We start from the raw sequence: 23,054 nt of genomic DNA, 5'->3' as shown, positions 1-23,054 counted from the left end.
GCTCTGAGAACTTTCACCGAGGAGAATCGTGGCAGACAACACCACCGCTGACGTCGCCGACGTCGAGCTCACCGAATACAGCACCGAGACCCCCGCTTCGGCCGGTCTGGGCGAGAACGTGGCCGGCGGCCGCGGCGAGTCGCTCACCGCTCCGGGTTCGGGCGTGGGCCGCCGCAAGCAGGCCATCGCCCGCGTGCGCCTGGTCCCGGGCTCCGGCCAGTGGACCATCAACGGTCGCGACCTGGAGACCTACTTCCCCAACAAGCTGCACCAGCAGCTCGTGAACGAGCCCTTCGCGCTCCTCGATCTGGAGGGTCGCTTCGATGTGATCGTCCGCATCGCAGGCGGCGGACCGTCCGGCCAGGCCGGTGCCGTCCGTCTCGGCGTCGCACGCTCGCTCAACCAGGTCGACCGTGAGGCCAACCGCGCCGAGCTCAAGAAGGCCGGCTTCCTCACCCGCGATGCTCGCGTCCCCGAGCGCAAGAAGGCCGGTCTCAAGAAGGCCCGCAAGGCGCCGCAGTTCTCGAAGCGCTGATCTTCCGCGCTCGTCGCTGCGCACCGGCGCAGCGCAGAAGCCCTCGTCAGGTGGTTCCCACCGGGCGGGGGCTTCTCGCGTGGTGCGGAGCCTCCCGGCGTCGTACACCTGCGCGAGCGTCACACACATGCGCCAGTGTGGCTCAGCGGCGCTCGCCGATCGCGCACGTACACTGGCGCAGAACCCGAAGGAAGGAACTTCCGCAATGGCTCGACTGTTCGGCACCGATGGTGTGCGAGGACTGGCGAACAAGGACATCACCGCACGCCTGGCGCTGCAGCTCGCAGTCGCGGGCTCCCGCGTGCTGGCACGCCCGGAGGCGGCGCCGTTCGGCAGGCGTCCCGTCGCGATCGTGGGCAGGGACACGCGGGTGAGCGGTGACTTCCTCGCTGCCTCGACGGCCGCCGGCATCGCCTCGACCGGCGTGGACGTCCGTGATGTGGGGGTGCTCCCCACACCGGGCATCGCGCACGCGGTCAAGGCGACGGGAGCGGCCTTCGGGGTCGTGCTCTCCGCCTCCCACAACCCCATGCCGGACAACGGCATCAAGTTCTTCGGCCCCGGCGGCACCAAGCTCACGGACGCGCAGGAGGACGAGATCCTCGCTCTGCTCGACGAGGACTGGGACCGGCCCACGGGGCGTGAGGTGGGACGCATCACCCGGTACCCGGCGGCCTCGGACGAGTTCGCCGAGCACCTGGTGCGCAGCCTCGGCGCGGCCGAGGGCGAGACTCCGCTGGCGGGGCTCACCGTCGTGGTCGACTGCGCGCACGGCGCAGCCTCCGTGGTGGGCCCGTCGGCGCTGCGGCAGGCGGGTGCGGAGGTCATCGTCACCGCCGCCGAACCCAACGGCTACAACATCAACGACGGCGTGGGCTCCACGCACATCGAGAACCTGCGCGGCGCGGTCGTGGACCACCAGGCGGACCTGGGTGTGGCGTTCGACGGAGATGCCGACCGCTGCCTGGCAGTGGACGCACTGGGCCGCGAGGTGGACGGCGACCAGATCATGGGCATCCTGGCGGTGGGGATGAAGGAGGACGGCCGGCTCAGGGACGACACGCTCGTCGTCACGGTCATGTCCAACCTGGGGCTCCGGCTCGCGATGGCCAAGCGGGACATCCGCGTCGAGGAGACCGCCGTGGGAGACCGCTACGTGCTCGAGCGGATGCTCACGGGCGGCTATGCCCTGGGCGGCGAGCAGTCGGGGCACGTGCTCATGCTCGACCACGGCACGACGGGCGACGGCGTGCTCACCTCCCTCCACCTCATGCACCGGATGGCGACGGCCAAGCGCACGCTCGCCGATCTCGCCGCCGAGGTGCCCAAGCTCCCGCAGGTGCTCCTCAACGTCAAGGGCGTGGACAAGGCCCGTGTGGGCGAGGACGCCGGTGTGCAGGCGGAGATCGCCGCGGTCGAGGCGGAGCTGGGGGAGTCCGGCAGGGTCCTGCTGCGGGCCTCGGGCACAGAGCAGCTCATTCGGGTCATGGTCGAGGCCGCCGCCGAGGACGTGGCGCAGTCCCAGGCCGAGCGCCTCGCCGCGGTGGTGAGCGCCCGCCTGGCGCTGTGAGCCCGGGTTCGACCGGAGGAGGGGAGCGGGCGGGACCTTGACGCCTCTTGACGCCTCATGAGATGCTCGTGGTCGAAAGGGGCAGTCATGACATCGGCGTTGGAGAACCGTGCGGACCAGAGCGCGGGCGAGGTGCTGGATCGGGTTCGTCCCCAGCTCGCCGCGTACCTGGCCGAGGCCGAAGGGGAGTCGCTCACCGTCGAAGAGCTCGCCCAGCGGATGCTCGATGCGATCCCGCGCAGATCTGTTCTGGATCTCAGAGCAGGCCCCTTCTACCGGCGTGCGGACGTGTCTGCGCTGCTGGGTGTCTCTCGGCAGGCGGTGCATGAGCGGGTGAAGCGTGGGCGGATGCTCGCAGTGGACACCGCTGACGGCACCAGGCTCTTCCCCACGTTCCAGTTCGAGGGCGGCCGTGTCCATCCGGAGGTGGCGAACGCGATTGAGGCCCTCTCTCACGCTGCCGTTGATGGATGGACGATCGCGCTGTGGCTGACTGCCGATCACGGTGGTGTCACAGCGCTGGCGGCCCTGAAATCAGGCAGTCGGGAGATGGTCCGCGACATCCTGGCAGAAGCGGAAGACGACGCAGCCCGTTGGGCGGCCTGACGGTGGAGAGTCCCAGATCTGCGCCTCTGCAGAAGGCTCCGGGCCTCGATCGTGACTTCCTGCGATTCCCTTCGTTCGCAGTGACGGGAGGGGGCGGGACGGTTTCGCTCCACCGTGTTCATCGGTCCCACCACAATCCCGGGTGGTATTCCTCCGGGGAGGGCGGGCGGTTCAACCTGGATATTCCCCGGGGGACCCTGTACGCCGCCAACAGCGTGCAGACATGTGTGCGAGAGCTGCTGGGTCCCCGACTCGCAGGTGGGGGCGTGGTTGTGCGTTCCCAGGTTGAAGGTCGCAGCGTTTCGAAGATCGATCTGCCGGTGGAGCGTGCGGCAGATTTCTGTTCCCCTGCAGCCCTGTCGCACGGCGTGATTCCCGGCGAGATTTCAGGACCGTTCCCGAATTACGAGATTCCGCGGGCGTGGGCTGCTGCGATGGACGATGCGGGCTTCGGCGGCATCCGGTACCAGTCGCGGTTCACAGCGGGAACCGGGGGTGAGTGGTGCCTGGCAGCATTCGGCTGTGCCGGAGCGGGGGAAGTCCATGTGCAGGAGACCATCTCCGCGCGTGCCGCGGTCCGTGAGATGACGGAGCTGACGATGGTCGAGATCCCCCGTGACACGGAGCTTCGCATCGTTCCGCTCGACGGGGACTCTGCCGGGCCCTGAGACGCAGCCTCACCCCTGGCTGAACTGGGTTCGGTGGAGCTCCGCGTACTTGCCGCCGGCGGCCAGCAGCTGCGCGTGCGTCCCGCGCTCGGCGATGCGGCCGTCCTCGACCACGAGGATCTCATCCGCGTTCTGGACCGTGGACAGGCGGTGCGCGATCACGAGGACGGTCCGGCCGTGCATCGCCTCGTCCAGGGCGTGCTGGATCGCCGCCTCGTTGGTCGAATCGAGCGCACTGGTCGCCTCGTCGAGGATCACCACGGGCGGAGCGGCCAGCAGCAGCCGGGCGATGGTGAGCCGCTGCCGCTCGCCGCCGGAGAGCCGGTAGCCGCGCTCCCCGATCACGGTGTCGAGCCCGTCGGGCAGGCGGCCGATGACCTCCGTCAGCCGCGCCCGGCGGATGGCCGACTCCAGCTCCGCATCGCTCGCCTCCGGCCTCGCGATCCGCAGATTCTCCCCGATCGTCTCGTGGAGCAGGTGCCCGTCCTGGGTCACCATCCCCACCGTCGCCTTGAGCGAGTCGAAGCTGAGCTCGCGCACGTCCACCCCGGCGAGCTCCACTGCCCCGCCCGTCACGTCGTAGAGCCGGGGCACCAGCGAGGCGATGGTGGACTTGCCCGCACCGGAGGAGCCCACGAGCGCCACCGTGTGCCCGGCCGGGACCTCGAAGTCGATGCCGTGGAGCACCTCCTGCCCGCCCCGCTCGTCGAGGACCGACACCTCCTCCAGCGTGGCCAGCGACACCTCGGCGGCGGAGGGATAGGCGAAGGAGACGTCGCGGAAGGCGAGGGACACCTCGGGCGCGGTCTCTCCCGCAGCGGTCCCCGCGGCACCGGCTGTGCCCGAGGCCGCCCCCGGCAGCCGCCGGGGCTCGGCCGGTTCCGTGATGAGCGGCTTGAGGTCGAGCACCTCGAACACGCGCTGGAAGCTCACCACGGCGCTCATGATGTCCATGCGCGCATTCGCGAGCATCGTGAGCGGTCCGTAGAGACGGGTCAGCAGCATCGCCAGAGAGACGACGCTGCCGGCGTCCATCCCGCCGGCCACCGCCTGCCAGCCGCCGAGGCCGTAGACGAGGGCCAGCGCGAGTGCGCTCACGAGCGTCAGCGCGGTGACGAACGTGGTCTGCAGCATGCCCACGCGGACCCCGATGTCCCGCACGCGCCCGGCGCGGGCGGCGAACTCCGCGGACTCCCGCGCGGGGGAGCCGAACAGCTTCACGAGCGTCGCCCCGCCTGCGCCGAACCGCTCCGTCATCCGGTTGGACATCGCGGCGTTGTGGTCCGCCGCCTCGTGCTGCAGCCGCGCGAGCTTCCCGCCCAGCACCCGGGCGGGCACGAGGAAGATGGGCAGCAGGAGGATCGAGAGGACGGTGACCTGCCAGGAGATCGTCACCATGACGCCCACCGTGATGAGCAGGGAGACGAAGTTCGCGACGACGCCGGAGAGCGTGTTGGAGAATGCGCGCTGCGCCCCGATGACGTCCGTGTTCAGCCGAGAGACGAGGGCGCCCGTGCGCGTGCGGTTGAAGAACGCCACGGGCAGCGTCTGCACGTGGTCGAACACCGCGGTGCGCAGATCGAAGATGAGCCCCTCGCCCACGCGCGCGGACAGCCAGCGGTTGATGAGGGTGAGGGCAGCCTCGGCGAGCGCCAGTCCTGCGATCGCGAGCGCGAGCCACACGATGACGGAGACCGGGCCGCCGGCCGTGATGGTGTTGACGATCCTGCCGGAGAGCACGGGCGTGATCACGCCCGCCACCGAGACCAGCACGGAGAGCACGAGGAACACTGCGAGCTTCCACTTCTGCCGCGTGGCGAAGGAGAGCATGCGCATCATGGTGGCCCGGTCCAGGCGCGTGCTCGAGCCCTGACCCGCACGCCGTGCCGCCGCCGTCTGCAGGTGCATGAGGGACTGGGGGCTGGGCATGCTCATACGGGTCTCCTCGTCGGTGTGCGGGTCGCGCGCGCAGGCGGCGGGTCGGCAGGCCGGGAACCGGCCGATCATCCGCAGGGAACGCCGTGCCGGACCGGATCCATCCTGGGAGCGGGCGCATATCGCTCAGGGCGTAATGCGGTCGAGGACGTCGGCGCCCCGCGGGCGCGTCCTCGTCAGAGCTTGCGGAGCTGGATGCGGGAGATGGTGTGGTCGGAGGACTTCCGCAGCAGCAGATCCGCCCGGCCGCGCGAGGGCTGCACGTTCTCGCGGAGGTTGGGGGAGTTGATCGAGTCCCAGATCTCGACGGCCAGGGAGCGGGCCTCGTCATCGGAGAGCTGCGAGTAGCGGTGGAAGAAGGAGTCGGGGTCCGTGAAGGCGCCGTGCTTGAGCCGCAGGAAGCGGTTGACGTACCAGTCGCGGATGTCGGCGGCGGCGGCGTCGACGTAGATCGAGAAGTCGAAGTAGTCGCTCACGGACACGCCCACCCTGCCGTCGGCCCGGGGCCGGGGCGGCTGGAGCACGTTGAGGCCCTCGACGATGAGGATGTCCGGACGCCGGACCGTCACGCTCGCCCCCGGCACGATGTCATAGGTGTGGTGGGAGTAGACGGGGGCGCGCACCTCGGGCGCACCGGACTTCACCTGCGCCATGAAGCGGAGGAGGCCGCGGCGGTCGTAGGACTCCGGGAAGCCCTTGCGCCCTGACAGGCCGCGCCGGGCCAGCTCCGCATTGGGGAAGAGGAAGCCGTCGGTGGTGATGAGCTCCACGCGGGGGGTGTCCGACCAGCGCGCCAGCATCTCGCGCAGGAGGCGCGCGGTGGTGGACTTGCCCACGGCCACGGAGCCGGCCACCCCGATGACGAACGGCGTGCGGACCGGCGCGGGCTCGAAGCCCTCGTCGCGCAGGGGAGAGAGGAACTCGCGGGTGACGGCGTGCTTCTCGCCCCGGGCGGCCGAGTAGAGGTTGAGCAGCCGTGACAGCGGCAGGTACACCGTCTCGACCTCGGTGACGTCGATGCGCTCGCCGAGGCCGCGGAGGCGCTGGATGTCGTCGTAGGTGAGCGGCAGCTCGGTGGTGTCGGAGAGCCGGGCCCACTGCTCGCGGCTGAAGTGCCAGTACGGTGAGGTCGCGGTGTCCGCGTCCCCCCTGCGGTACGGCCGCAGCCCGGCCAGACGCCTGGCGGAATCGGGGACGTACGAGGCATGCTCAGTCGAAGCCATGCCGATGATTCTCTCATGAGCCCGCTCACACCTCCGCCGCAGCTCCGTCCGTGAGATGCGCGCGCGCCCGTGGCCGGACCTCCTGCGCCGGCGGTCGCGCAGCGGGGAGACATTCACCGGGTTCGGAATGCTCTTCACGTCCGCGCACCCCCGGCGTCATCCGCACGTCACCTGCGGGCCACCGGACGGTCCTGCCTGCGGCCTAGTGTCGTCCGGCATGAGGCAGGCGCGCGGAAGGGACACCGATGGCGAAGGTGCGCAGGTGAGGGGCGCATGAGCGGGACGGCTGCCTCGGCCGAGCTCGCCGATGTCCTCGCAGACGAGATCGCGGCGCTCCCGCCGGGGCACAGGCTCGCGAGCGAATCGGAGCTGATGGATCGGTTCGCGGTGGGCCGCAGCGTGGTCCGCGGCGCGCTCGCCAGGCTGGAGGGGCGCTACCTCATCCGCAGGGTGCAGGGCTCCGGGACCTACACCGCCCGCCGCGCCGAGTTCGCCCTCACCGGCGACGAGGTGCCGAGCTTCCACGCGGTCGCCTCCGAATGCGGGGCGGAGCTGCGGACGACGGTGGTCTCCGCCGGGTGGCATCCGCTCACGGCCCCCTTCGACTCCCTGCTGGGCGCGGCACCGGGCGCGGAGGCCATGCGCGTCCACCGCCGCGGCACGATCGACGGCTTCGTCGCCTCCTATTCGGAGGAGTGGTTCGCCCCCGGCGCGGTGGAGAACGTGGACGCCGGCCTCGGCGTCATCGAGTCCGTCTACGAGATCATGCGAGCCTTCGGGTTCGCACCCGTGCGGGCGCTCACCACCGTCACGGTCGACGACCCGCCCGCCGAGGTCTCCCGAATGCTCGCCCATGACGCGGTGCGCACCGCGTGGCTGGTCGAGACCCTCACCCGCGATGCGGCCTCGGGGCGGATGCTCATGGCCTCGCGCACGTGGCTGCGGATCGACTCCGTGCGCCTCGTCGTCCGCACCGGCGCGGAGGCGTGAGGCGGCCGGACGCCCGGCGCGCCTGCGGCCCGACGCCCTCGGCCGGGCCGGGACCGCGCGCGGCCACCTGTGCGCGGACTCGCGCAAGATGTTCACAGACGTCCTTCGGCGGTTCACCGCGGCGTCTCCGCCGGGCCCGGGAGCGCGGCCACACTCCCAGGAGGGAGCGCGTCCGCCGGGACCCGTCCCGCTGCCGGGCCGCCCTCCGCCCCACACTGCACCCGCTCCTGTGAAAGGACCCTCCTCCCATGCGCATTCGCAGCCGCTCCGCCGCGCTCACCGCCCTCTCCACCGCCGCCGTGCTCGCCCTCTCCGCCTGCGGCGAGTCGGCCGCCGGAGCGGGCGCCGGCGGTTCGGAGGGCGGGAATCCCGACACCCTCGTCCTCGCCGCCGTCCCCTCCGAGGAGTCGACCAGCATCGAGCAGCAGTACGAGCACGTCATCGCCGCGATCGAGGCCGAGACGGGCAAGGAGGTGGAGATGCAGAACGCCACCGACTACGCCGCCGTCATCGAGGCCCAGCGCGCCGGCCAGGTCCAGCTCGCCGCCTACGGCCCCTTCTCCTACACGAGCGCCGTTGACTCCGGGGTGGGCTCGGACATCCTCGGCGTCGCGATCGAGGAGGAGGGCGCGGAGCCGGGCTACAAGTCCTACGGCATCGTCCCCGAGGGCTCGGACATCACCTCGCTCGAGGACTACGCGGGCAAGAACGTCTGCTTCGTCGATCCCACCTCCACCTCCGGCTACCTCTACCCGAGCGCGGGCCTCATCGAGGCCGGCATCGACCCCGAGGCCGACATCGAGGCCACCTTCGCGGGCGGCCACGACGCCTCGGCGCTCGCGGTGGCCGACGGCACCTGCGATGCGGGCTTCGCGATGGAGTCGATGGTCGACACCACCCTGCCGGATTCGGGCCAGCTCGCCGGGGGAGACCTCGTGAAGGTCTGGGAGTCCGAGGTCATCGCCGGCTCGCCCGTGGTCGCGAGCGACACCCTCGACGAGGAGCTGCGGACGCAGCTCGCGGAGCTCTTCGAGACGCGGATCAACGTCCCGGCGCTCGTGGAGGCCGGCATCTGCGACGACGAGGAGAGCTGCGTGCTCCCCGAGGAGTCCTGGGGCTACGCACCGGCCGAGGACGACTACTACGACGGTGTCCGCAGCGTGTGCGAGGTCACCGAGTCCGAGTCCTGCGTGAGCTGAGCAACCAGCACGCCGAGAGCGGGGCCCGGAGCGCCGTGCCCCGCCCCCCTTCCGCCGCAGACCCGTTTGGAGCATCCCATGACCAGCGCACACGAGACGGTCCCCGCCGGCCGCACCGCACCCCACCTCGTCGCCGAGCCGCCCGCCATCCGCTTCGAGGGCGTGACGAAGCGCTTCGGCCGCGACACCCTCGCCCTCGACGATGTGAGCGCGGAGTTCGCCGCCGGCAGGATCACGGTCCTGCTCGGGCTCTCCGGCTCCGGCAAGTCCACCCTGCTGCGGCACATCAACGGCCTCCAGCAGCCCACCTCGGGCGCGGTGACCACCCTGGGCACGCGCGTGGACGGCGCGCGCGACCACTCCCTCAAGGGCCTGCGCAGGTCCGTCTCGATGGTGTTCCAGCACTTCAACCTCGTCGGCCCCATGTCCGTGCTGGAGAACGTGTGCAGCGGCCGGCTGGGCTCGCTCACCGGTCCGCGGATGGGGCTGTTCATGTACCCGCGCACCGTCCGCCAGGAGGCGATGGAGCAGCTGGCCCGCGTGGGCCTGGCCGACAAGGCCTTCGTCCGCGCCGATGCGCTCTCCGGCGGCCAGAAGCAGCGCGTGGCGATCGCGCGCGCCCTCATCCAGCACCCCGCCGTGCTGCTGGCCGATGAGCCCGTGGCATCCCTCGACCCCGTCTCCTCGGCCTCCGTCATCGACCTCCTGGGCCGCATCGCCCGCGAGGAGGACCTCACGGTGGTGTGCAGCCTGCACCAGGTGGAGATCGCCCTGGGCTTCGCGGACCGGATCGTGGGCCTGCGCGCGGGCCGGGTGGTGCTGGACACGGAGACGGCGGGGCTCAGCCGCGCCGAGGCGTACTCGATCTACGACACCGTCGCGGCCGCGGGTGACGCGGGCGAGGGTGCCGGCGTCCGGGCCGCGGACGCGGCGCTCGCGAGGGAGGCCTGAGGTGGCCGGCACGCTCACCCTGCCCCACCGCGAGGGGCACAGCACCTTCGCGGTGCCCCGGCGCCCGGCCCCGCAGCCGCGCCGCGTGCTCGCGACCGCGCTGCTCCTCGCACTGCTCGCGGCGGCGGTGTGGTCCGTCCTCGACCTGCGGATCAACATCGCCACGCTCATCGACTCGGTGCACAACGCCGTCGCGTTCGTCGAACGGGTCTTCCCGCTGGACTGGCCCTCCCCGGGCGATATCGTGCGGATGACGCTCATCACCCTGGCGATCGTCTTCCTCGCGACCCTGCTCTCGGTGCTCGCGGGCCTCCCGCTGGCGGTCCTCGCCGCGGGCAACACGACGAGCGGTCCCGGTGCGCGCACTCTCTCCCGCGGCGTCATCGTCGCGATGCGCGCGATCCCTGACCTCGTGCTGGCCATCGTCTTCTTCCGCGTCTTCGGCCTCGGCGCGCTGCCGGGCATCCTCGCGATGGGCCTGCACTCCATCGGCATGGTGGCGAAGCTGTACGCGGACGCGATCGAATCGATCGACCGCGGCCCTGCCGAGGCGATCCGGGCCTCCGGCGGCAGCCGCGGCCAGGCCGTCGTGACCGCGGTGCTCCCGCAGGTCCTCCCGCAGATCATCGCGACGGCGCTGCACAGGTTCGACATCAACCTGCGCACCTCGGTGATCCTCGGATACGTGGGGGTCGCGGGGGTCGGCCAGGAGATCTCCGATTCGATGCGGACCATGAACTACGACAGGGGGATGGCCTGGGCCGTCGTCGTCCTCGTCCTCTGCATCGTGGTCGAGCTGGTCTCCGGCGGCCTGCGGGCACGGCTGCTGGCCCCCAGCGGAGCCCGGAACCCCGGCCTGTACGGGATGCTCGCCCGCCGTCTCCGCGCCGCGCGGACGGCAGGGGAGAGCCGCGCCCGAGGCGGCGCCCCGGGCGATCCCCGCATCACGCATGCCCCGCAGCGCACCGCCGGCGGTGCGATCCGGGTGGCTCCGGCGTGGTCGGCCGAGCGCATCAGCCGGGTCCTCATGCTCGTGATCCTGCTGGCGCTCACCGCGGCCTCGGCGGTCGCGACGGAGCTGAGCGCGACCTCGTTCCTCGCCGGCCTGCGGGAGCTGCCCGCGACCCTGGCCCTGTTCTTCCCGCCCAGCGACGGCGGCATGCTCGGGACCCTCCTCGAAGGCCTCCTCGTCACGGTGCAGATCGGGCTCGCGGCGACCCTGCTGGGCTGCGTCCTCGCGATCCCGATCGGTGTGCTCGCGGCGTCCAATGTGGTGCCCAATGCCGCGGTCTCCGGCTTCTTCCGCACCGTGATCGTGGCGATCCGCGCGATCCCGGACCTCATCCTCGCCATCGTGTTCATCGTCATCACGGGCCTGGGGCCGGTGGCGGGCACGTTCGCCCTGGCGGTCGGCTCGATCGGCCTGCTGTCCAAGCTCATCGCCGATTCGCTGGAGGAGACGGACCCGGGACCGCAGGAGGCGCTGCGTGCGAGCGGCGCCAGCCGCCTGCAGGTGTTCTGCTCCGCGACCGTGCGGCAGGCGACGCCGGCGTTCCTCGCCCACGTCCTCTACCAGTTCGACACGAACATCCGGGCGGCGACGCTGCTGGGCATCGTGGGCGCGGGCGGGATCGGCTTCTCCCTCATGAACGCCGCGCGCGTCCTCCAGTTCGACGTCGTCACGTACCTCATCCTCATGGTCCTCGCCCTCGTGCTGCTCGTCGAGGGGCTGTCCGTATGGGTGCGCTCCGTCCTGCGGTGAGGGGCGGCGGGCGGCGGAGCTCCGGGTCGTTCACCCGCGGTTCATCCGGGTCGCCCGGTTCTGCCTCGTTCCCCGGAGGTTCAGCCGGTGCCCCGCCTCCGTTGGCGGCGGGATGGGAGGCGGCTGGTGGTATGGGCCCTGCACCTGCCGCTGAGACCGCAGGCACCGCCGAGACCGCAGGCAGACACGCAGAAAGGCCGTCATGACAGCACCCGCACGCACCCGTGAGGAATGGGGTCGGCTCCTCGCCGCCGTGCCTCCTGAGCTCCTCACCCCTCTCGCGGACAGGGCCATCGCCGCGGCCGCGGAGTTCTCCGTCGTTCGCGCCCCGCGCGTCGGCACCATCGTCGCCCAGGTGCGCGAGCCGCTCGAGCGCCGCCGCTTCATCCTCGGCGATGTGGTCGCCGCCGTCGCCGAGGTGCGGCTCGACGGCACCTCGGGCTGGGCCATGCGCCTGGGCCGGGAGACGGAGGCCGTCCTCGCGCAGGCCGTGCTCGATGCGGAGCTCGCCGCCGAGGGTGTGCTCAGCGAGGCGATCGGCTCCCTGCTGACCGAGGTGGACGAGCGGCAGCGGCGCGAGCGCGCTCGGACCTGGGCGAAGCTCGCCCCCACCATCGTCGAGTTCGAGGAGGTCGCATGATGCCGCACCCCGCTCCGGCCGGAGCCGGCCCGGTCACCGGCCGGCTCGCCGCCGCTCCCCGCGCAGCTCACGGTGCCGCGGAGCCCGGCACTCCCGGTGCTGCCGAGCTCGGCACCGCCGAGGCGACCGCCGTCTTCCGCGCCTGCCTCACCGCGCTCGCCCATCCCGGCCGCCTCGCGGCCCTGCCGCAGACCGGCCCGCCGCAGACAGCTCGGCACCCGGTGCTCCTGCCGGTCCTCGCGCTCGCCGATCTCATGGTGAGCGTGGCCGCGGTGGACTCCGCCGGGCGGGACGATGCGGAGGCGACCGCGGAGCTCGCGCGCGTCACCGGCGCCCGCCCCGCGGAGCCGGCCGCGGCGCGCATCGTGCTCGCGGGCGGCGAGGGGGCGCCGGACGACGGTGTCGCGGCCGCGCTGCTCGGCCGCGTGCACCCCGGCACGCCCGAGGCGCCCCATCACGGAGCGCTCATCGTCCTGGCCGTCGCCGGCCTGCGTGCATGCGGGCCGGACGAGGCGCCGGCGCAGGTCGCTGTCCAAGCGCCAGCTGAGGCCCAAGCTCCGGGCACCGCCGCCGAGGAGGTCTGGGAGCTGACCGGCCCCGGTGTGGACGGTGCGGCCCGGGTCGCGGTCATGGGCCCGGGCGAGGGGTTCCGCGCCGCCAGGGCAGCCGTCACGGCAGGCTTCCCGACCGGGGTCGATGTGCTCTGCGTGGCGCCCGGCGGCACCCTCCTCGGCCTGCCGCGCACCACCGCACTCGCACCGGTGCGCGCAGGAGCCCCTGCCGCTCCGGCACCATCCGCCGCCGCGGACGCGCCCGAGCCGGCCCCCACCACAGGAGAGGAGTCCGCATGGGCTACGCAGGAGTGAACAAGGGAGGCACCTCCGCGATCCTGGCCGCGGAGGAGCTGCTGCGGCAGCGCCGGGCCTCCGTTCCGCCCCTCGATCCGGAGACGGTGGCCGCGGCCTTCGGCGAGATCCTCGACCAGATCATGGGCGAGGGGGCGCTGTGGGACCCGGAGCTGGCCGCACGCGCCTTCGTCCAGGCCGGCGGGGACACCGCCGAGGCCGTCCACCTGCTGCGCGCGCACCGCTCCACGCTTCCGCGGCTGGCCTTCTCCGTGCCGATCGACCCGGACTCGGTGCGGCTGCTGCGCCGCGTCGTCTCCGCCCACCGCAGCCCCGACGGCCCCCAGCTGCTGGGTGAGACGGTGGACTACTCCCCGCGGATCATGAGCGGCCCGGGCCCCGGCGACCCGCTCGGCGCGGCGGTGGAGCAGCTGGCCGGTGACACGGCCGGCGCCAGCACGCGGGTCCACGAGGACCGTGCCCCGCAGCGCTACACCTCGTATCTCGCGGAGCGGGACCTGCTCGCCGCGCGCGAGGACCCCGGCGATCCCGAGCCCGTCGACCTCGCGCTCACCCCCGTCAGCCTCCCCGCCGAGCGCTCGGCCCTGCTGAGCGCGATGGCGATCGCGGAGACCGGCGCGCTCGTCAACCAGTGGTACCGCGGCGTGTGCGGGCCCGACGGCCACACGGACGAGTCCGTGACCCTGGGCGAGGTGCGCCACGGCGAGTACGACGTGCGGGTGGTCCATCCGCTCACGGGCCGCCCCGTGGTCGTCGGCGCGATCCGGGCCAGCGAGTGCGAGGCGATCGACCACCTCGACCAGCGCGGCCAGGACTCCTCGAAGTTCGAGGCCGGCTACGGCTTCGCGCTGGGACACAACGAGCGCAAGGCGATCGCGATGGCCAGCATGGACTCCGCCGTCCACCGGGCGCGCGGCACCGCGCTGGGCCGGGAGCTCGAGCAGACCGTCATGCACACGCTCGACGGGCTGGCGGCCAACGGCTTCCTCGAGCACCTCAAGCTGCCGCACTACGTGACCTTCCGCTCCCAGGTGGAGCGCGCCGAGGCCGCCCGTGACGAGGCGGCCGGAGCGCCGGTCCCCGGGGACGAGGCCGCCGAGGCGCCCCGGTCTGCGGCGCCCGCCCCCGCCTCGGCGCCGGAATCCGCCCCCGCACCCGTTCCGGAAGGAGCAGACCGATGACCACGACCGCCACCGCGCTCGCCCATGCGGAGGTCTCCGCGCTGGAGGCGAGCCGCCCCACCGTCCTCGACGAGCAGGCGATCCGCGAGATCCGCCGGGCCGTCCTCTCCGGCGTGTGCGTGCCGGGATTCCAGGTGCCCTTCGGCTCCCGCGAGGTGCCCGTCGCGCGCGGCTGGGGCTCCGGCGGGCTGCAGGCCACGCTCTCGCTCGCCGCCGAGGCCGACACCGTCAAGGTGATCGACCAGGGCGACGAGGAGGGCGTCAACGCCGTCAACCTCCGCCGTCTCATCCAGGGGAGCACCGGCTGCGCGACGAGCGCCGACACCCGCGAGGCCACGATCGTCCAGTCCCGCCACCGGATCCCCGAGGACCGGCTGCGTCGTGACCAGGTGCTCGTGCTCCAGGTGCCGCAGTCGGAGCCGCTGCGCGGGGTGGAGAAGTCCGTCCTCGAATGCAACCGGATGCACGCCGAGGCCGACTACTCGCGCATCTGGGTGAGCATGTACGAGGACCTCGTCACCGGCGGGGTCGTCAACCAGGGCGCGGGCTACCCCGTCATGGTGAACGGGCGCTACCTCATGGCGCCCAGCCCCATCCCGCGCTGGGACATCCCCCGGCTGGACGGTGCCGAGCACCTCACGATCCTCTCCCACGGCCGGGACAAGAAGATCTACGCCGTCCCGCCGCACACGCCGGTGGAACCGGTGACCTTCGACGATGTGCCGTACGAGGTCGAGCACACCGCCGGCAGCTTCTGCGGCCTGTGCGGCTCCGCCGACACCTTCCTCGTCCAGACCTCTGCGGGCGGCTTCCTCTGCTCCGATGTCGAGTGGTGCGCCCGGGTCAGGGCCGGTGACGTCGACGCGGCCGAGCACCGTCGGATCGCCCCGCTGCACCTCCTGCCGGATCCCGCCCGGCGCGTGCGCGCCCTCGACGAGTCGTTCCTCTCCGATCCCGCCTCCCTGCACGCGGAGGACCGGGCGCAGACCCCGGGCGCGCTCGCGGCCCCGGGGGAGGAATGGGCGCTGGCCGTGAGCGGACTGACCAAGGTCTATCCCGCCCGCAGGGGGTCGAGCGCCGTCACCGCGGCCAGGGACGTGACCTTCGACGTGGCCCCCGGCGAGGCGCTCGGCGTGATCGGGGAGTCCGGCTCCGGGAAGTCGACGGTGATGAAGTGCATCATCGGCGACGAGGCCGGGGCCGAGGGCGAGGTGCTGATCGGCGGGGTCGAGTCCGGCACGAGGAACATCCTCGGCCTCAGCCCCTCCGAGCGCAGGAGGCTGCGCATCTCCACCCTCTCCGTCGTCTACCAGGACCCGAGCGCGGGGCTCGACCTCGGCATCTCCGCGGGCGGCAACATCGCCGACCGGCTCACGGCGGCGGGCGTGCGCTCCTACCGGGAGATCCGCCGCACCGCAGCCCGCCTGCTCGACCGCGTCGAGGTGCCGCTGGCCCGCATCGATGATGTCGTGGGGCAGTTCTCCGGCGGCATGCGCCAGCGCGTCCAGATCGCGAAGGCGCTCGCGACCGATCCCCAGGTGCTCCTGCTCGACGAGCCGACCACGGGGCTCGACGCCTCGGTGGCGGCCGGAGTGCTCGATCTGCTGCGCGAGCTCATCGCCGAGCGCAGCATCGCCGTGGTCGTCGTCTCCCACGACTTCTCCGTCATCGATGCGCTCACCGACCGCGCCGTCGTCATGCACCGCGGCGAGGTCATCGAGGCCGGCCTGACCGACCAGCTGTTCGCCGACCCGCACCGGCCCTACACCCAGCGGCTCGTCGCCGCAGCGAGGGGATGAGGATGACCACCGGACCGATCCTCGCCGTGCGCGAGCTGTCCAAGACCTTCACGATGCACTCCGTGGGCGGGCGCCGCGTCGTTTCGCTCGAACGGGTGGGCCTCGATGTCGCCCCCGGCGAGCACGTCGCCCTCGCCGGCTCCTCGGGCGCGGGCAAATCGAGCCTGCTGCGGTGCATCTGCCGCACCTACCTGCCCGATTCCGGGACCGTCGTGCTCGACACGGCGGCCGGCACCGGCCTGCCCCCGGCCCCCGTCGAGCTCACCGCGCTGGGCGACAGGGCGATGGCCCGCCTGCGCGGCCGGGAGATCGGCTACGTCTCCCAGTTCCTGCAGGCCCGGCCCCGCACCGGCCCGCGCGCCCATGTGCGGGAGGCCGCGCTGCGGCGCGGGATGCCGGCCGTGGAGGCGGACGAGCGCGCGGTCGCGGCCCTGCGCGGTCTCGGCATCGCCGAGGAGCTGTTCGACATCGACTGCGCGGTCCTCTCCGGCGGCGAGCGCCAGCGCATCAACCTCGCGGCCGGGATCGTGTCGCCCCCGCGCCTGCTGCTCCTCGACGAGCCCGTGTCCGCACTCGACCCGGCCAACCGGGAGCGGGCGCTCGCCCTCATCGAGGAGCTCACGGCGCGCGACGTCGCCGTGCTCGCCGTCTACCACTCGATGTCCATCATCCGGCGCCTCGCCGACCGGGTCGTCGTCATGGAGCACGGCCGGGTCGTCGACGATGCGAGCGCCGAATCCGTGCTCTCAGCAGACCACAGCGCACTCAAGGAGGCCTACGCATGACCGTTTCGCAGACCGAGCTCGGCCGGCAGCGCGCCGCTGACCTGCACGAGGACCTGAGGGTGGGGGACTGCCACGAGGGAGCGGGGCGGGAAGCCCCGTCCGCGGCCGGCCCGCAGGCCGCTCCGGCCCGGGCCTCGGCGGGAGCCTCCCCGGCGGCCTGGACCCTCGGCAGGCCCCCGGCCGACTACACGATCCGCCATGTGCGCGCCGTGCTCGCCGACCGCATCCTCGACGATGCCGAGGCGGTGGTCCGCGACGGCCGCATCGCCGCGGTCCGCGCCCGCGGCTCCCGGAGCATCGCGACCGGCGGGGCCTCCTCCGGCGGCGAGCGGATCGTCGTGGACGGCCGCGGGCTGCTGCTCGCCCCGGGCTTCATCGACGTGCACTCGGACGCGCTGGAGAAGGAGCAGCGCCCGCGCCCCAATGCGGAGATGCCCGCGGAGTTCGCACTCGCCTCGTTCGAGGGGCGGGCCGCCGGCGCCGGCATCACGACGATGTTCCACGGTGCGGGCTTCCAGCACCAGGTCGCCCGCGGCAACGCCCGCTCCGTGCGGTCTGCGCTGAGGACCTGCGCGGTGGTGGACGGGATCGCCTCGGACCGGATGGACCACCGCGTCCTGCACCGCCTCGACATCCTCTCCGAGGAGGGCGCGGCGGCGCTGCGCGAGCGGCTCGGAAGCCGGCCCGCGGGCGCCGTGCTGCTCGTCTCGCACGAGGACCACACGCCCGGCCAGGGCCAGTACGCGGACCCCGCCTACATGCGGGACTACCTCATCTCCGCCGACGGCATGACCGAGGCCGAGGCCGATGAGCGCCTGGTGCGGCTCGAACGCGAGGGCCGGGAGAAGGCGGCGGTGCGCGAGGCGAACTTCGCCTGGCTCGGGGAGCTGGCCGCCGCCGGCCGCATCCGCCTGCTCGGCCACGACCCGGACTCCGCCGCGGCCGTCGAGGCCCTGCACGCGCGCGGCGGGGCCGTCGCCGAGTTCCCCACGACACTCGAGGCCGCGGTGCGGGCGCGGGAGCTGGGGATGCCGATCGTGGCCGGCGGGCCCAATGCCGTGCGCGGGCAGTCGCACTCCGGCAACGTCTCCGTCCGCGAGCTCGTGGCCGCCGGCCTGGTCGATGCGCTGGCCTCCGACTACATGCCCACCACCCTGCTCGCGGGCGTGCACGTGCTCGTGAGGGGAGGTGTGCTGGATCTGCCGCAAGCCCTCCGGCTCATCACGGAGGGGCCTGCACGGGTGGCCGGACTGCATGACCGCGGGCGGCTGGAGGAGGGGCTGCGGGCGGACTTCGCGCTCGTCGACGACCGCCTCGGCGCATGGCCGCGGGTCGCGGGCACGCTGCTGTCGGCCGGCACCGGGACGGACGCTGCCGAGACCGCCGAGGCCGGGGCATGAGCGGCGGGCTCGTCCCGCTGCCGGTGCCGCCGCCCCGGCTGCCGCAGGGGGTCTCACGGGTGCTGACGGAGACGGCGCGGGCGGCCTCGGACGCCCTGGCGCAGAGCTGGGCGCAGTTCGAGCGCAGCGAGCTCGCCGAGATCGTGCGGGTCGGCGCGGACGGCACGGACACCTTCCGGCTCGACGATGCGGTCGAGGCCGCGATCATCGAGACGGCGGGTGCGCACGGCGTGAACGTGCTGAGCGAGGAGCACGGCTTCATCGACGGCGGGCACGCCGCGACCCTCGTCATCGACCCGCTCGACGGCTCCGCGAACGCGGTCGCCGGCGTGCCGCTGTCGTGCTTCTCCGCGGCGCTGTACGTGGACGGCCGGGCGGTCGAGGCGCTGAATCTGTGGCTGGAGAACGGCTGGACGCAGTGGGCGCGGCGGGACGGAGAGGGCCTGCGGACCGCAGGGGGAGCAGCACCCGTGCTCGCCTCGGGCGCGCGGTCGCTGCGCACTGCGGCGGTGGACCTGCTGCGGCCCAAACGGCACGCCGACGGGGACTCGACGGCGGCTTGGATCCGCGTGAGCGAGGCGTGCGCCCGGGTGCGGGTGCTCTCGACGACATGCCTCGAATCGATGCTCGTGGCCTCGGGCGCCATCGACGCCTTCGCCGATCCCGGCTCGCAGACCCACCGGCTCGTAGACCTCGCGGCGGCCTCGCTCATCGTCCCGGCGGCCGGCGGGGCCGTCATCGACGCCTTCGGAGCGCCCCTCGAGTTCGACACCGATCTCACCCGCCGCTGGTCCGGGGTCATCGCGGCCACGGAGGAGCTGGCCGAGGAGCTCGCCGTCGTCATCCGCGGGTGAGCGCCGGGCGCCTGGGGGATGCTCCGGGTGGGATCAGCTCAGTGCGCGGTCCAGGGGGCGAGCAGACGGGCCCCGGTGTGCTCGAAGTCCGTGATGTTGCGAGGGACTCTGGCACAATCACGGTGTGATCGCACTGTGACCGCCCTCCCGCCGGACGAGCCGGACCCGCTCGATGACGAGCGCCCCGATGACGCCCCCTCCGACGACCCTCCCCGCGAGAAGCGGGTACGCGGCCTCCGCCGCTTCTCCCTGCGCTCGCTGTTCGCGGACACCCGGCCGCTGCAGTACGGGCACTTCCGCAGGCTGTGGATCGCGAACATCATCACCGCGATCGGCGCGCAGCTGACCGTCGTCGCGGTCCCCGCGCAGATCTACTCGATCACGGAGTCCTCGGCGATGGTGGGGCTGACCGGCGTGTTCGGCCTGGTGCCGCTGGTGATCTTCGGCCTGTGGGGCGGTGCGATGGCCGATGCGATGGACCGCCGGAAGCTGCTCATGCTCACGACCGGCGGCCTCATCACCACCGCCGCACTGTTCTGGCTGCAGGCCGCGCTCGATCTGCGGAACGTGTGGCTGCTTCTGGCGATCTTCGCCCTGCAGCAGGCGTTCTTCGGGCTCAACCAGCCCGTGCGCACCGCGATTCTGCCCAAGATCGTGCCCATGCGCCTGCTGCCGGCGGCCACCTCGCTCACCATGACCGTGGTGATGGCCGGGGCGATCGTCGGCCCGCTGGTGGGCGGTGCGCTCATCCCCGTGATGGGCTTCGCCTGGCTCTACCTCGCGGACACCCTGTTCCTCTTCGCGACGCTCTATGCCGTGGTGCGCCTGCCCTCGCTCGTGCCGGACAACGCGATCGGCAGCCCGGGCCTGCGCAGCGTCATCGACGGCTTCCGCTACCTGGGCGCGCACCACGTCCTGCTCATGAGCTTCGTCGTGGACCTCATCGCGATGGTCTTCGGGATGCCGCGCATCCTGTTCCCGCAGATCGCGCACGAGGGCTTCGGCGGGCCCGTCGAGGGCGGCATCGTCTACGCCCTCCTCTTTGCCGCGATCCCCGCGGGCACGGTGCTCGGCGGCGTGTTCTCCGGCTGGGTCTCGCGGGTGCGCAGGCAGGGGCTCGCGGTCGTCAACGCGATCATCGTGTGGGGAGCGGCCGTCGTCTTCTTCGGCCTCGCGGTGGGCCTCGCCCAGCGTGCCCGGGAAGGCGCCGGTGTGCCGGGTGCGGGGCAGGCAGCCGCCGCCGAGGCCGCCTCGGGCGCCGCTGCCCCCGGCGGTGCTGCGGCGGCACTGGGTCCGGCCGGTCAGGCACTGGGTCCGGACGGGGGAGAGCTGCTCACGGGCTGGGTGCTCGTCTTCCTCGTCCTCGCGCTGCTCATGCTGGTGGTGGGCGGGGCCGCCGACATGGCCTCGGCGGCGTTCCGCACCACCATGCTCCAGGAGGCCGCGAGCGATGAGGTGCGCGGCAGGCTCCAGGGCGTGTTCATCGTCGTGGTGGCCGGAGGGCCCCGGCTCGCGGACATCGTGCACGGCTGGGCGGCCGAGGGAGTGGGGACCGCGTGGGCGACCTCCGGCGGAGGCCTGCTCGTCATCGTGGGAGTGGTCATCGCCTGCGCCCTCGTCCCGGCCTTCCACCGCTACCGCGTGGAGCGCTGAGGGGCGGAGAGCGCGCGGGCCGAGGCGGCCGGAACGGCCAGCCGGCAGGAAGGCAGAGCCTGGCGCGCATGTCGCGGGGGCGAGCCCGTCGGTCACACGATCCGGAAGTCCGCGTCCTCCGGCGGCGTCGCCAGGGTGGCGTCGTCGACGATCCGGAGGCTGTCGACCCGCGCGCCCTCCGGGCCGTGCCGCAGCCGGCCGAGCATCGCCTCGAGGGCCTCGGGCGCGCCGGCGATCTCCGCCTCGACGCTCCCGTCCGGCGCATTGGCGATCCAGCCGGTCACCCCCAGTTCGCGAGCCTGACGGACGGCGGCGGCGCGGAAGCCCACTCCCTGCACGATGCCGTGGATGCGTATGCGCTTCTTCTCGAACATGGGACGCCTCCTCACAGGACGGGCGAGGTACGGAGCTGTGCCTCCGTGGTTCCATGCTCTCACGCGGAACAGTGCTCTGTGACACGGCGGTGAGACTCCGCACACGTTCGCAAGCGGCGGGGCGGACCCAGCGGTTAGCATGGGCCGCATGTGTGGAATCGTCGGATATGTCTCCTCGGTCGACCCTGCTCAGGCCGATCACCTCGCCACTGACGTCCTGATGCAGGGCCTCGGCAGGCTCGAGTACCGCGGATACGACTCCGCCGGCATCGCCGTCGTGACGGCCGAGGGCGAGCTCGCCTCGGACAAGCGCGCCGGGAAGCTCGCCAATCTCGCGGACTCGCTCGCCGCGAACCCGCTGCCGGTCGCGCAGACGGGCATCGGCCACACGCGGTGGGCCACGCACGGCGGTCCCACGGACGGCAACGCCCACCCGCATCTGGCCGACGACGGCCGCCTCGCCCTCATCCACAACGGCATCATCGAGAACTTCGCGCAGCTCAAGGCTGAGCTCGTCGCCGACGGGGTCGAGTTCGCCTCGGAGACGGACACCGAGGTCGCCGCGCACCAGCTCGCAAAGAACTACCGCGCCACCGGCGACATGACCGAGGCGATGCGCGTGACGGTGGGCCAGCTCGAGGGCGCCTTCACCCTCCTGGCGGTGCACGCGGACGATCCGGGCACCGTCGTCGCCTCCCGGCTGAACTCGCCGCTCGTCATCGGACTGGGCGAGGGCGAGAACTTCCTCGGCTCGGATGTCGCGGCGTTCATCGACCACACGCGCAGGGCCGTGGAGATCGGGCAGAACCAGATCGTCACGATCACCCCTGACAGCGTGACGATCGTCGACGCCGCGGGCGCGCCCGTCGCCGGTGAGCCCTTCGAGGTCGACTGGGACCCGGCGACCGCGGAGAAGGGCGGCTTCGCCTCCTTCATGGACAAGGAGATCCACGATCAGCCGCAGGCCGTGGCGGACACTCTCCTGGGCCGGTTCGACCTGGACGGCAACCTGCAGCTGAACGAGATGAACATCGACGAGTCGCTGCTGAAGTCCGTCGACAAGATCGTGGTCATCGCCTGCGGCACCGCCGCCTATGCCGGCCAGGTCGCCCGGTACGCGATCGAGCACTGGTGCCGCATCCCCACCGAGGTCGAGCTCGCGCACGAGTTCCGCTACCGGGATCCCGTGGTCGACGAGAAGACGCTCATCGTCGCGATCTCGCAGTCCGGCGAGACGATGGACACCCTCATGGCGGTGCGCCACGCACGCGAACAGGGTGCCAAGGTCATCGCGATCTGCAACACCTACGGCTCGACGATCCCGCGCGAGTCCGACGGCGTCCTCTACACGCACGCCGGGCCGGAGATCGCCGTCGCCTCGACCAAGGCCTTCCTGTCCCAGGTCGTGGCCTGCTACCTGCTGGGGCTCTACCTCGCACAGCTGCGCGGGAACAAGTACCGCGACGAGATCCAGGTGATCCTCAGCGAGCTGCAGACGATCCCGGGCAAGATCGAGCGGATCCTCACCGAGATCAAACCGCGCGTGGGCGAGTTCGCACGCGAGCACCAGGACGAGCAGTCGGTGCTGTTCCTCGGCCGCCACGTGGGCTACCCCGTGGCGATGGAGGGTGCGCTCAAGCTCAAGGAGCTCGCCTACATCCACGCGGAGGGCTTCGCGGCCGGCGAGCTCAAGCACGGGCCCATCGCGCTCATCGACTCCGGCCAGATGGTGTTCATCATCGTGCCGTCCAAGCACGGCCGCGACTCCCTGCACGCCAAGGTCATCTCCAACATCCAGGAGGTCCGGGCCCGCGGCGCCAACACGGTCGTCATCGCCGAGGAGGGCGATGCGGACGTCGAGGACTACGCCTCGGAGGTGTTCGCCGTGCCGCAGACCTCGACGCTGCTGGCGCCGCTGCTCACCACCGTGCCGCTGCAGATCTTCGCGATGGAGCTCGCCACCGCGAAGGGGCTGGACGTGGACCAGCCGCGCAACCTGGCCAAGTCCGTCACCGTGGAGTGACATTCGGGCCGGTCCTCGGGTGCATCCGGGGGCCGGCCCG

Annotated in this window: 20 protein-coding genes; 17 read left to right on the top strand and 3 right to left on the bottom strand. The window is 72.4% G+C overall.

All coding sequences use genetic code 11. From position 1 onward, the window contains the following. Window positions 1-28 precede the first annotated feature (28 nt). The 4 genes from rpsI to K318_RS24100 all read left to right on the top strand — a co-directional run bounded on the left by rpsI (window position 29) and on the right by K318_RS24100 (window position 3,379). On the top strand, window positions 29-535 hold the full coding sequence (rpsI, locus tag K318_RS0100820; RefSeq protein WP_029088060.1) for a 30S ribosomal protein S9: 507 nt from the start codon (window positions 29-31) through the stop codon (window positions 533-535). 205 nt (window positions 536-740) lie between these two features. Continuing rightward, window positions 741-2,105: a phosphoglucosamine mutase gene (gene glmM / locus K318_RS0100815; RefSeq protein WP_029088059.1), complete on the top strand. Its 1,365-nt coding sequence runs from the start codon at window positions 741-743 to the stop codon at window positions 2,103-2,105. An 87-nt stretch (window positions 2,106-2,192) separates the two neighbouring features. Continuing rightward, on the top strand, window positions 2,193-2,711 hold the full coding sequence (locus K318_RS24910; RefSeq protein WP_051297294.1) for a hypothetical protein: 519 nt from the start codon (window positions 2,193-2,195) through the stop codon (window positions 2,709-2,711). A 2-nt stretch (window positions 2,712-2,713) separates the two neighbouring features. Next, entirely contained in the window at window positions 2,714-3,379 is a 666-nt protein-coding gene (locus K318_RS24100; protein ID WP_245579750.1) for an RES family NAD+ phosphorylase, read from the top strand. 9 nt (window positions 3,380-3,388) lie between these two features. Here the strand turns inward: K318_RS24100 and K318_RS0100800 are convergent, their stop codons facing one another. Beyond that, on the bottom strand, window positions 3,389-5,314 hold the full coding sequence (locus K318_RS0100800; protein WP_029088057.1) for an ABC transporter ATP-binding protein: 1,926 nt from the start codon (window positions 5,312-5,314) through the stop codon (window positions 3,389-3,391). Window positions 5,315-5,490: 176 nt separating this feature from the next. Next, window positions 5,491-6,537, bottom strand: a complete 1,047-nt coding sequence (gene coaA, locus K318_RS0100795) for a type I pantothenate kinase (protein ID WP_029088056.1) — start codon at window positions 6,535-6,537, stop codon at window positions 5,491-5,493. A 273-nt stretch (window positions 6,538-6,810) separates the two neighbouring features. On the opposite strand from coaA, the gene K318_RS23270 reads away from it, so the two are divergent. The 12 genes from K318_RS23270 to K318_RS0100735 all read left to right on the top strand — a co-directional run bounded on the left by K318_RS23270 (window position 6,811) and on the right by K318_RS0100735 (window position 20,617). Continuing rightward, window positions 6,811-7,527, top strand: a complete 717-nt coding sequence (locus tag K318_RS23270) for a GntR family transcriptional regulator (RefSeq protein WP_029088055.1) — start codon at window positions 6,811-6,813, stop codon at window positions 7,525-7,527. 248 nt (window positions 7,528-7,775) lie between these two features. Further along, a complete protein-coding gene (locus K318_RS0100785) occupies window positions 7,776-8,726 on the top strand; it encodes a phosphate/phosphite/phosphonate ABC transporter substrate-binding protein (RefSeq protein WP_029088054.1) in 951 nt (316 codons plus the stop codon). 78 nt (window positions 8,727-8,804) lie between these two features. Then, window positions 8,805-9,677: a phosphonate ABC transporter ATP-binding protein gene (gene phnC, locus K318_RS18405; RefSeq protein ID WP_084499466.1), complete on the top strand. Its 873-nt coding sequence runs from the start codon at window positions 8,805-8,807 to the stop codon at window positions 9,675-9,677. Window position 9,678: 1 nt separating this feature from the next. Continuing rightward, the gene (phnE, locus tag K318_RS0100775) at window positions 9,679-11,439 is read left to right on the top strand and encodes a phosphonate ABC transporter, permease protein PhnE (protein WP_084499465.1); all 1,761 of its coding nucleotides are present in this window, start codon (window positions 9,679-9,681) and stop codon (window positions 11,437-11,439) included. Between the two features lie 202 nt (window positions 11,440-11,641). Further along, the gene (locus K318_RS0100770; protein WP_029088052.1) at window positions 11,642-12,079 is read left to right on the top strand and encodes a phosphonate C-P lyase system protein PhnG; all 438 of its coding nucleotides are present in this window, start codon (window positions 11,642-11,644) and stop codon (window positions 12,077-12,079) included. After that, entirely contained in the window at window positions 12,076-12,945 is an 870-nt protein-coding gene (locus K318_RS0100765; RefSeq protein ID WP_029088051.1) for a phosphonate C-P lyase system protein PhnH, read from the top strand. Before K318_RS0100770 ends, K318_RS0100765 begins: the two co-directional genes overlap by 4 nt. Beyond that, window positions 12,927-14,126, top strand: coding sequence for a carbon-phosphorus lyase complex subunit PhnI (locus K318_RS18400; RefSeq protein ID WP_084499464.1), 1,200 nt, complete (start codon window positions 12,927-12,929; stop codon window positions 14,124-14,126). Before K318_RS0100765 ends, K318_RS18400 begins: the two co-directional genes overlap by 19 nt. After that, entirely contained in the window at window positions 14,123-15,925 is a 1,803-nt protein-coding gene (locus K318_RS23265) for an alpha-D-ribose 1-methylphosphonate 5-phosphate C-P-lyase PhnJ (RefSeq protein WP_029088050.1), read from the top strand. Before K318_RS18400 ends, K318_RS23265 begins: the two co-directional genes overlap by 4 nt. 2 nt (window positions 15,926-15,927) lie before the next feature. Next, window positions 15,928-16,710, top strand: coding sequence for an ATP-binding cassette domain-containing protein (locus K318_RS0100750; protein WP_029088049.1), 783 nt, complete (start codon window positions 15,928-15,930; stop codon window positions 16,708-16,710). Further along, the gene (locus K318_RS18390) at window positions 16,707-18,110 is read left to right on the top strand and encodes an alpha-D-ribose 1-methylphosphonate 5-triphosphate diphosphatase (protein WP_084499462.1); all 1,404 of its coding nucleotides are present in this window, start codon (window positions 16,707-16,709) and stop codon (window positions 18,108-18,110) included. Before K318_RS0100750 ends, K318_RS18390 begins: the two co-directional genes overlap by 4 nt. Further along, window positions 18,107-18,964 (top strand): inositol monophosphatase family protein, encoded by an 858-nt coding sequence (locus tag K318_RS0100740; RefSeq protein ID WP_029088048.1) that lies wholly within the window; start codon window positions 18,107-18,109, stop codon window positions 18,962-18,964. Before K318_RS18390 ends, K318_RS0100740 begins: the two co-directional genes overlap by 4 nt. A gap of 249 nt (window positions 18,965-19,213) precedes the next feature. After that, complete coding sequence (locus K318_RS0100735) at window positions 19,214-20,617, top strand: MFS transporter (protein WP_029088047.1); 1,404 nt, start codon at window positions 19,214-19,216, stop codon at window positions 20,615-20,617. Window positions 20,618-20,709: 92 nt separating this feature from the next. Here the strand turns inward: K318_RS0100735 and K318_RS18385 are convergent, their stop codons facing one another. Then, window positions 20,710-20,991, bottom strand: a complete 282-nt coding sequence (locus tag K318_RS18385) for an acylphosphatase (RefSeq protein ID WP_035280135.1) — start codon at window positions 20,989-20,991, stop codon at window positions 20,710-20,712. Between the two features lie 148 nt (window positions 20,992-21,139). Between K318_RS18385 and glmS the strand changes: the two genes are divergently transcribed. Then, a complete protein-coding gene (glmS, locus tag K318_RS0100725) occupies window positions 21,140-23,014 on the top strand; it encodes a glutamine--fructose-6-phosphate transaminase (isomerizing) (protein WP_029088046.1) in 1,875 nt (624 codons plus the stop codon). The last annotated feature ends 40 nt before the right edge of the window (window positions 23,015-23,054 follow it).

Source organism: Brevibacterium album DSM 18261 (assembly GCF_000426445.1).
In the GTDB taxonomy this organism is placed as follows: Bacteria; Actinomycetota; Actinomycetes; order Actinomycetales; family Brevibacteriaceae; genus Brevibacterium; species Brevibacterium album.
The sequence above is the reverse complement of the archived record's forward strand: the minus strand, read 5'-3'. Positions and strand labels throughout refer to the sequence as shown.

Coding starts and splice junctions, on each gene's coding strand:
- glmM (WP_029088059.1), top strand. CDS start 741: ATGGCTCGACTGTTCGGCACCGATGGTGTGCGAGGACTGGCGAACAAG.
- K318_RS24910 (WP_051297294.1), top strand. CDS start 2,193: ATGACATCGGCGTTGGAGAACCGTGCGGACCAGAGCGCGGGCGAGGTG.
- K318_RS0100800 (WP_029088057.1), bottom strand. CDS start 5,314: ATGAGCATGCCCAGCCCCCAGTCCCTCATGCACCTGCAGACGGCGGCG.
- coaA (WP_029088056.1), bottom strand. CDS start 6,537: ATGGCTTCGACTGAGCATGCCTCGTACGTCCCCGATTCCGCCAGGCGT.
- K318_RS23270 (WP_029088055.1), top strand. CDS start 6,811: ATGAGCGGGACGGCTGCCTCGGCCGAGCTCGCCGATGTCCTCGCAGAC.
- K318_RS0100785 (WP_029088054.1), top strand. CDS start 7,776: ATGCGCATTCGCAGCCGCTCCGCCGCGCTCACCGCCCTCTCCACCGCC.
- phnC (WP_084499466.1), top strand. CDS start 8,805: ATGACCAGCGCACACGAGACGGTCCCCGCCGGCCGCACCGCACCCCAC.
- K318_RS0100770 (WP_029088052.1), top strand. CDS start 11,642: ATGACAGCACCCGCACGCACCCGTGAGGAATGGGGTCGGCTCCTCGCC.
- K318_RS0100765 (WP_029088051.1), top strand. CDS start 12,076: ATGATGCCGCACCCCGCTCCGGCCGGAGCCGGCCCGGTCACCGGCCGG.
- K318_RS18400 (WP_084499464.1), top strand. CDS start 12,927: ATGGGCTACGCAGGAGTGAACAAGGGAGGCACCTCCGCGATCCTGGCC.
- K318_RS23265 (WP_029088050.1), top strand. CDS start 14,123: ATGACCACGACCGCCACCGCGCTCGCCCATGCGGAGGTCTCCGCGCTG.
- K318_RS0100750 (WP_029088049.1), top strand. CDS start 15,928: ATGACCACCGGACCGATCCTCGCCGTGCGCGAGCTGTCCAAGACCTTC.
- K318_RS18390 (WP_084499462.1), top strand. CDS start 16,707: ATGACCGTTTCGCAGACCGAGCTCGGCCGGCAGCGCGCCGCTGACCTG.
- K318_RS0100740 (WP_029088048.1), top strand. CDS start 18,107: ATGAGCGGCGGGCTCGTCCCGCTGCCGGTGCCGCCGCCCCGGCTGCCG.
- K318_RS18385 (WP_035280135.1), bottom strand. CDS start 20,991: ATGTTCGAGAAGAAGCGCATACGCATCCACGGCATCGTGCAGGGAGTG.
- glmS (WP_029088046.1), top strand. CDS start 21,140: ATGTGTGGAATCGTCGGATATGTCTCCTCGGTCGACCCTGCTCAGGCC.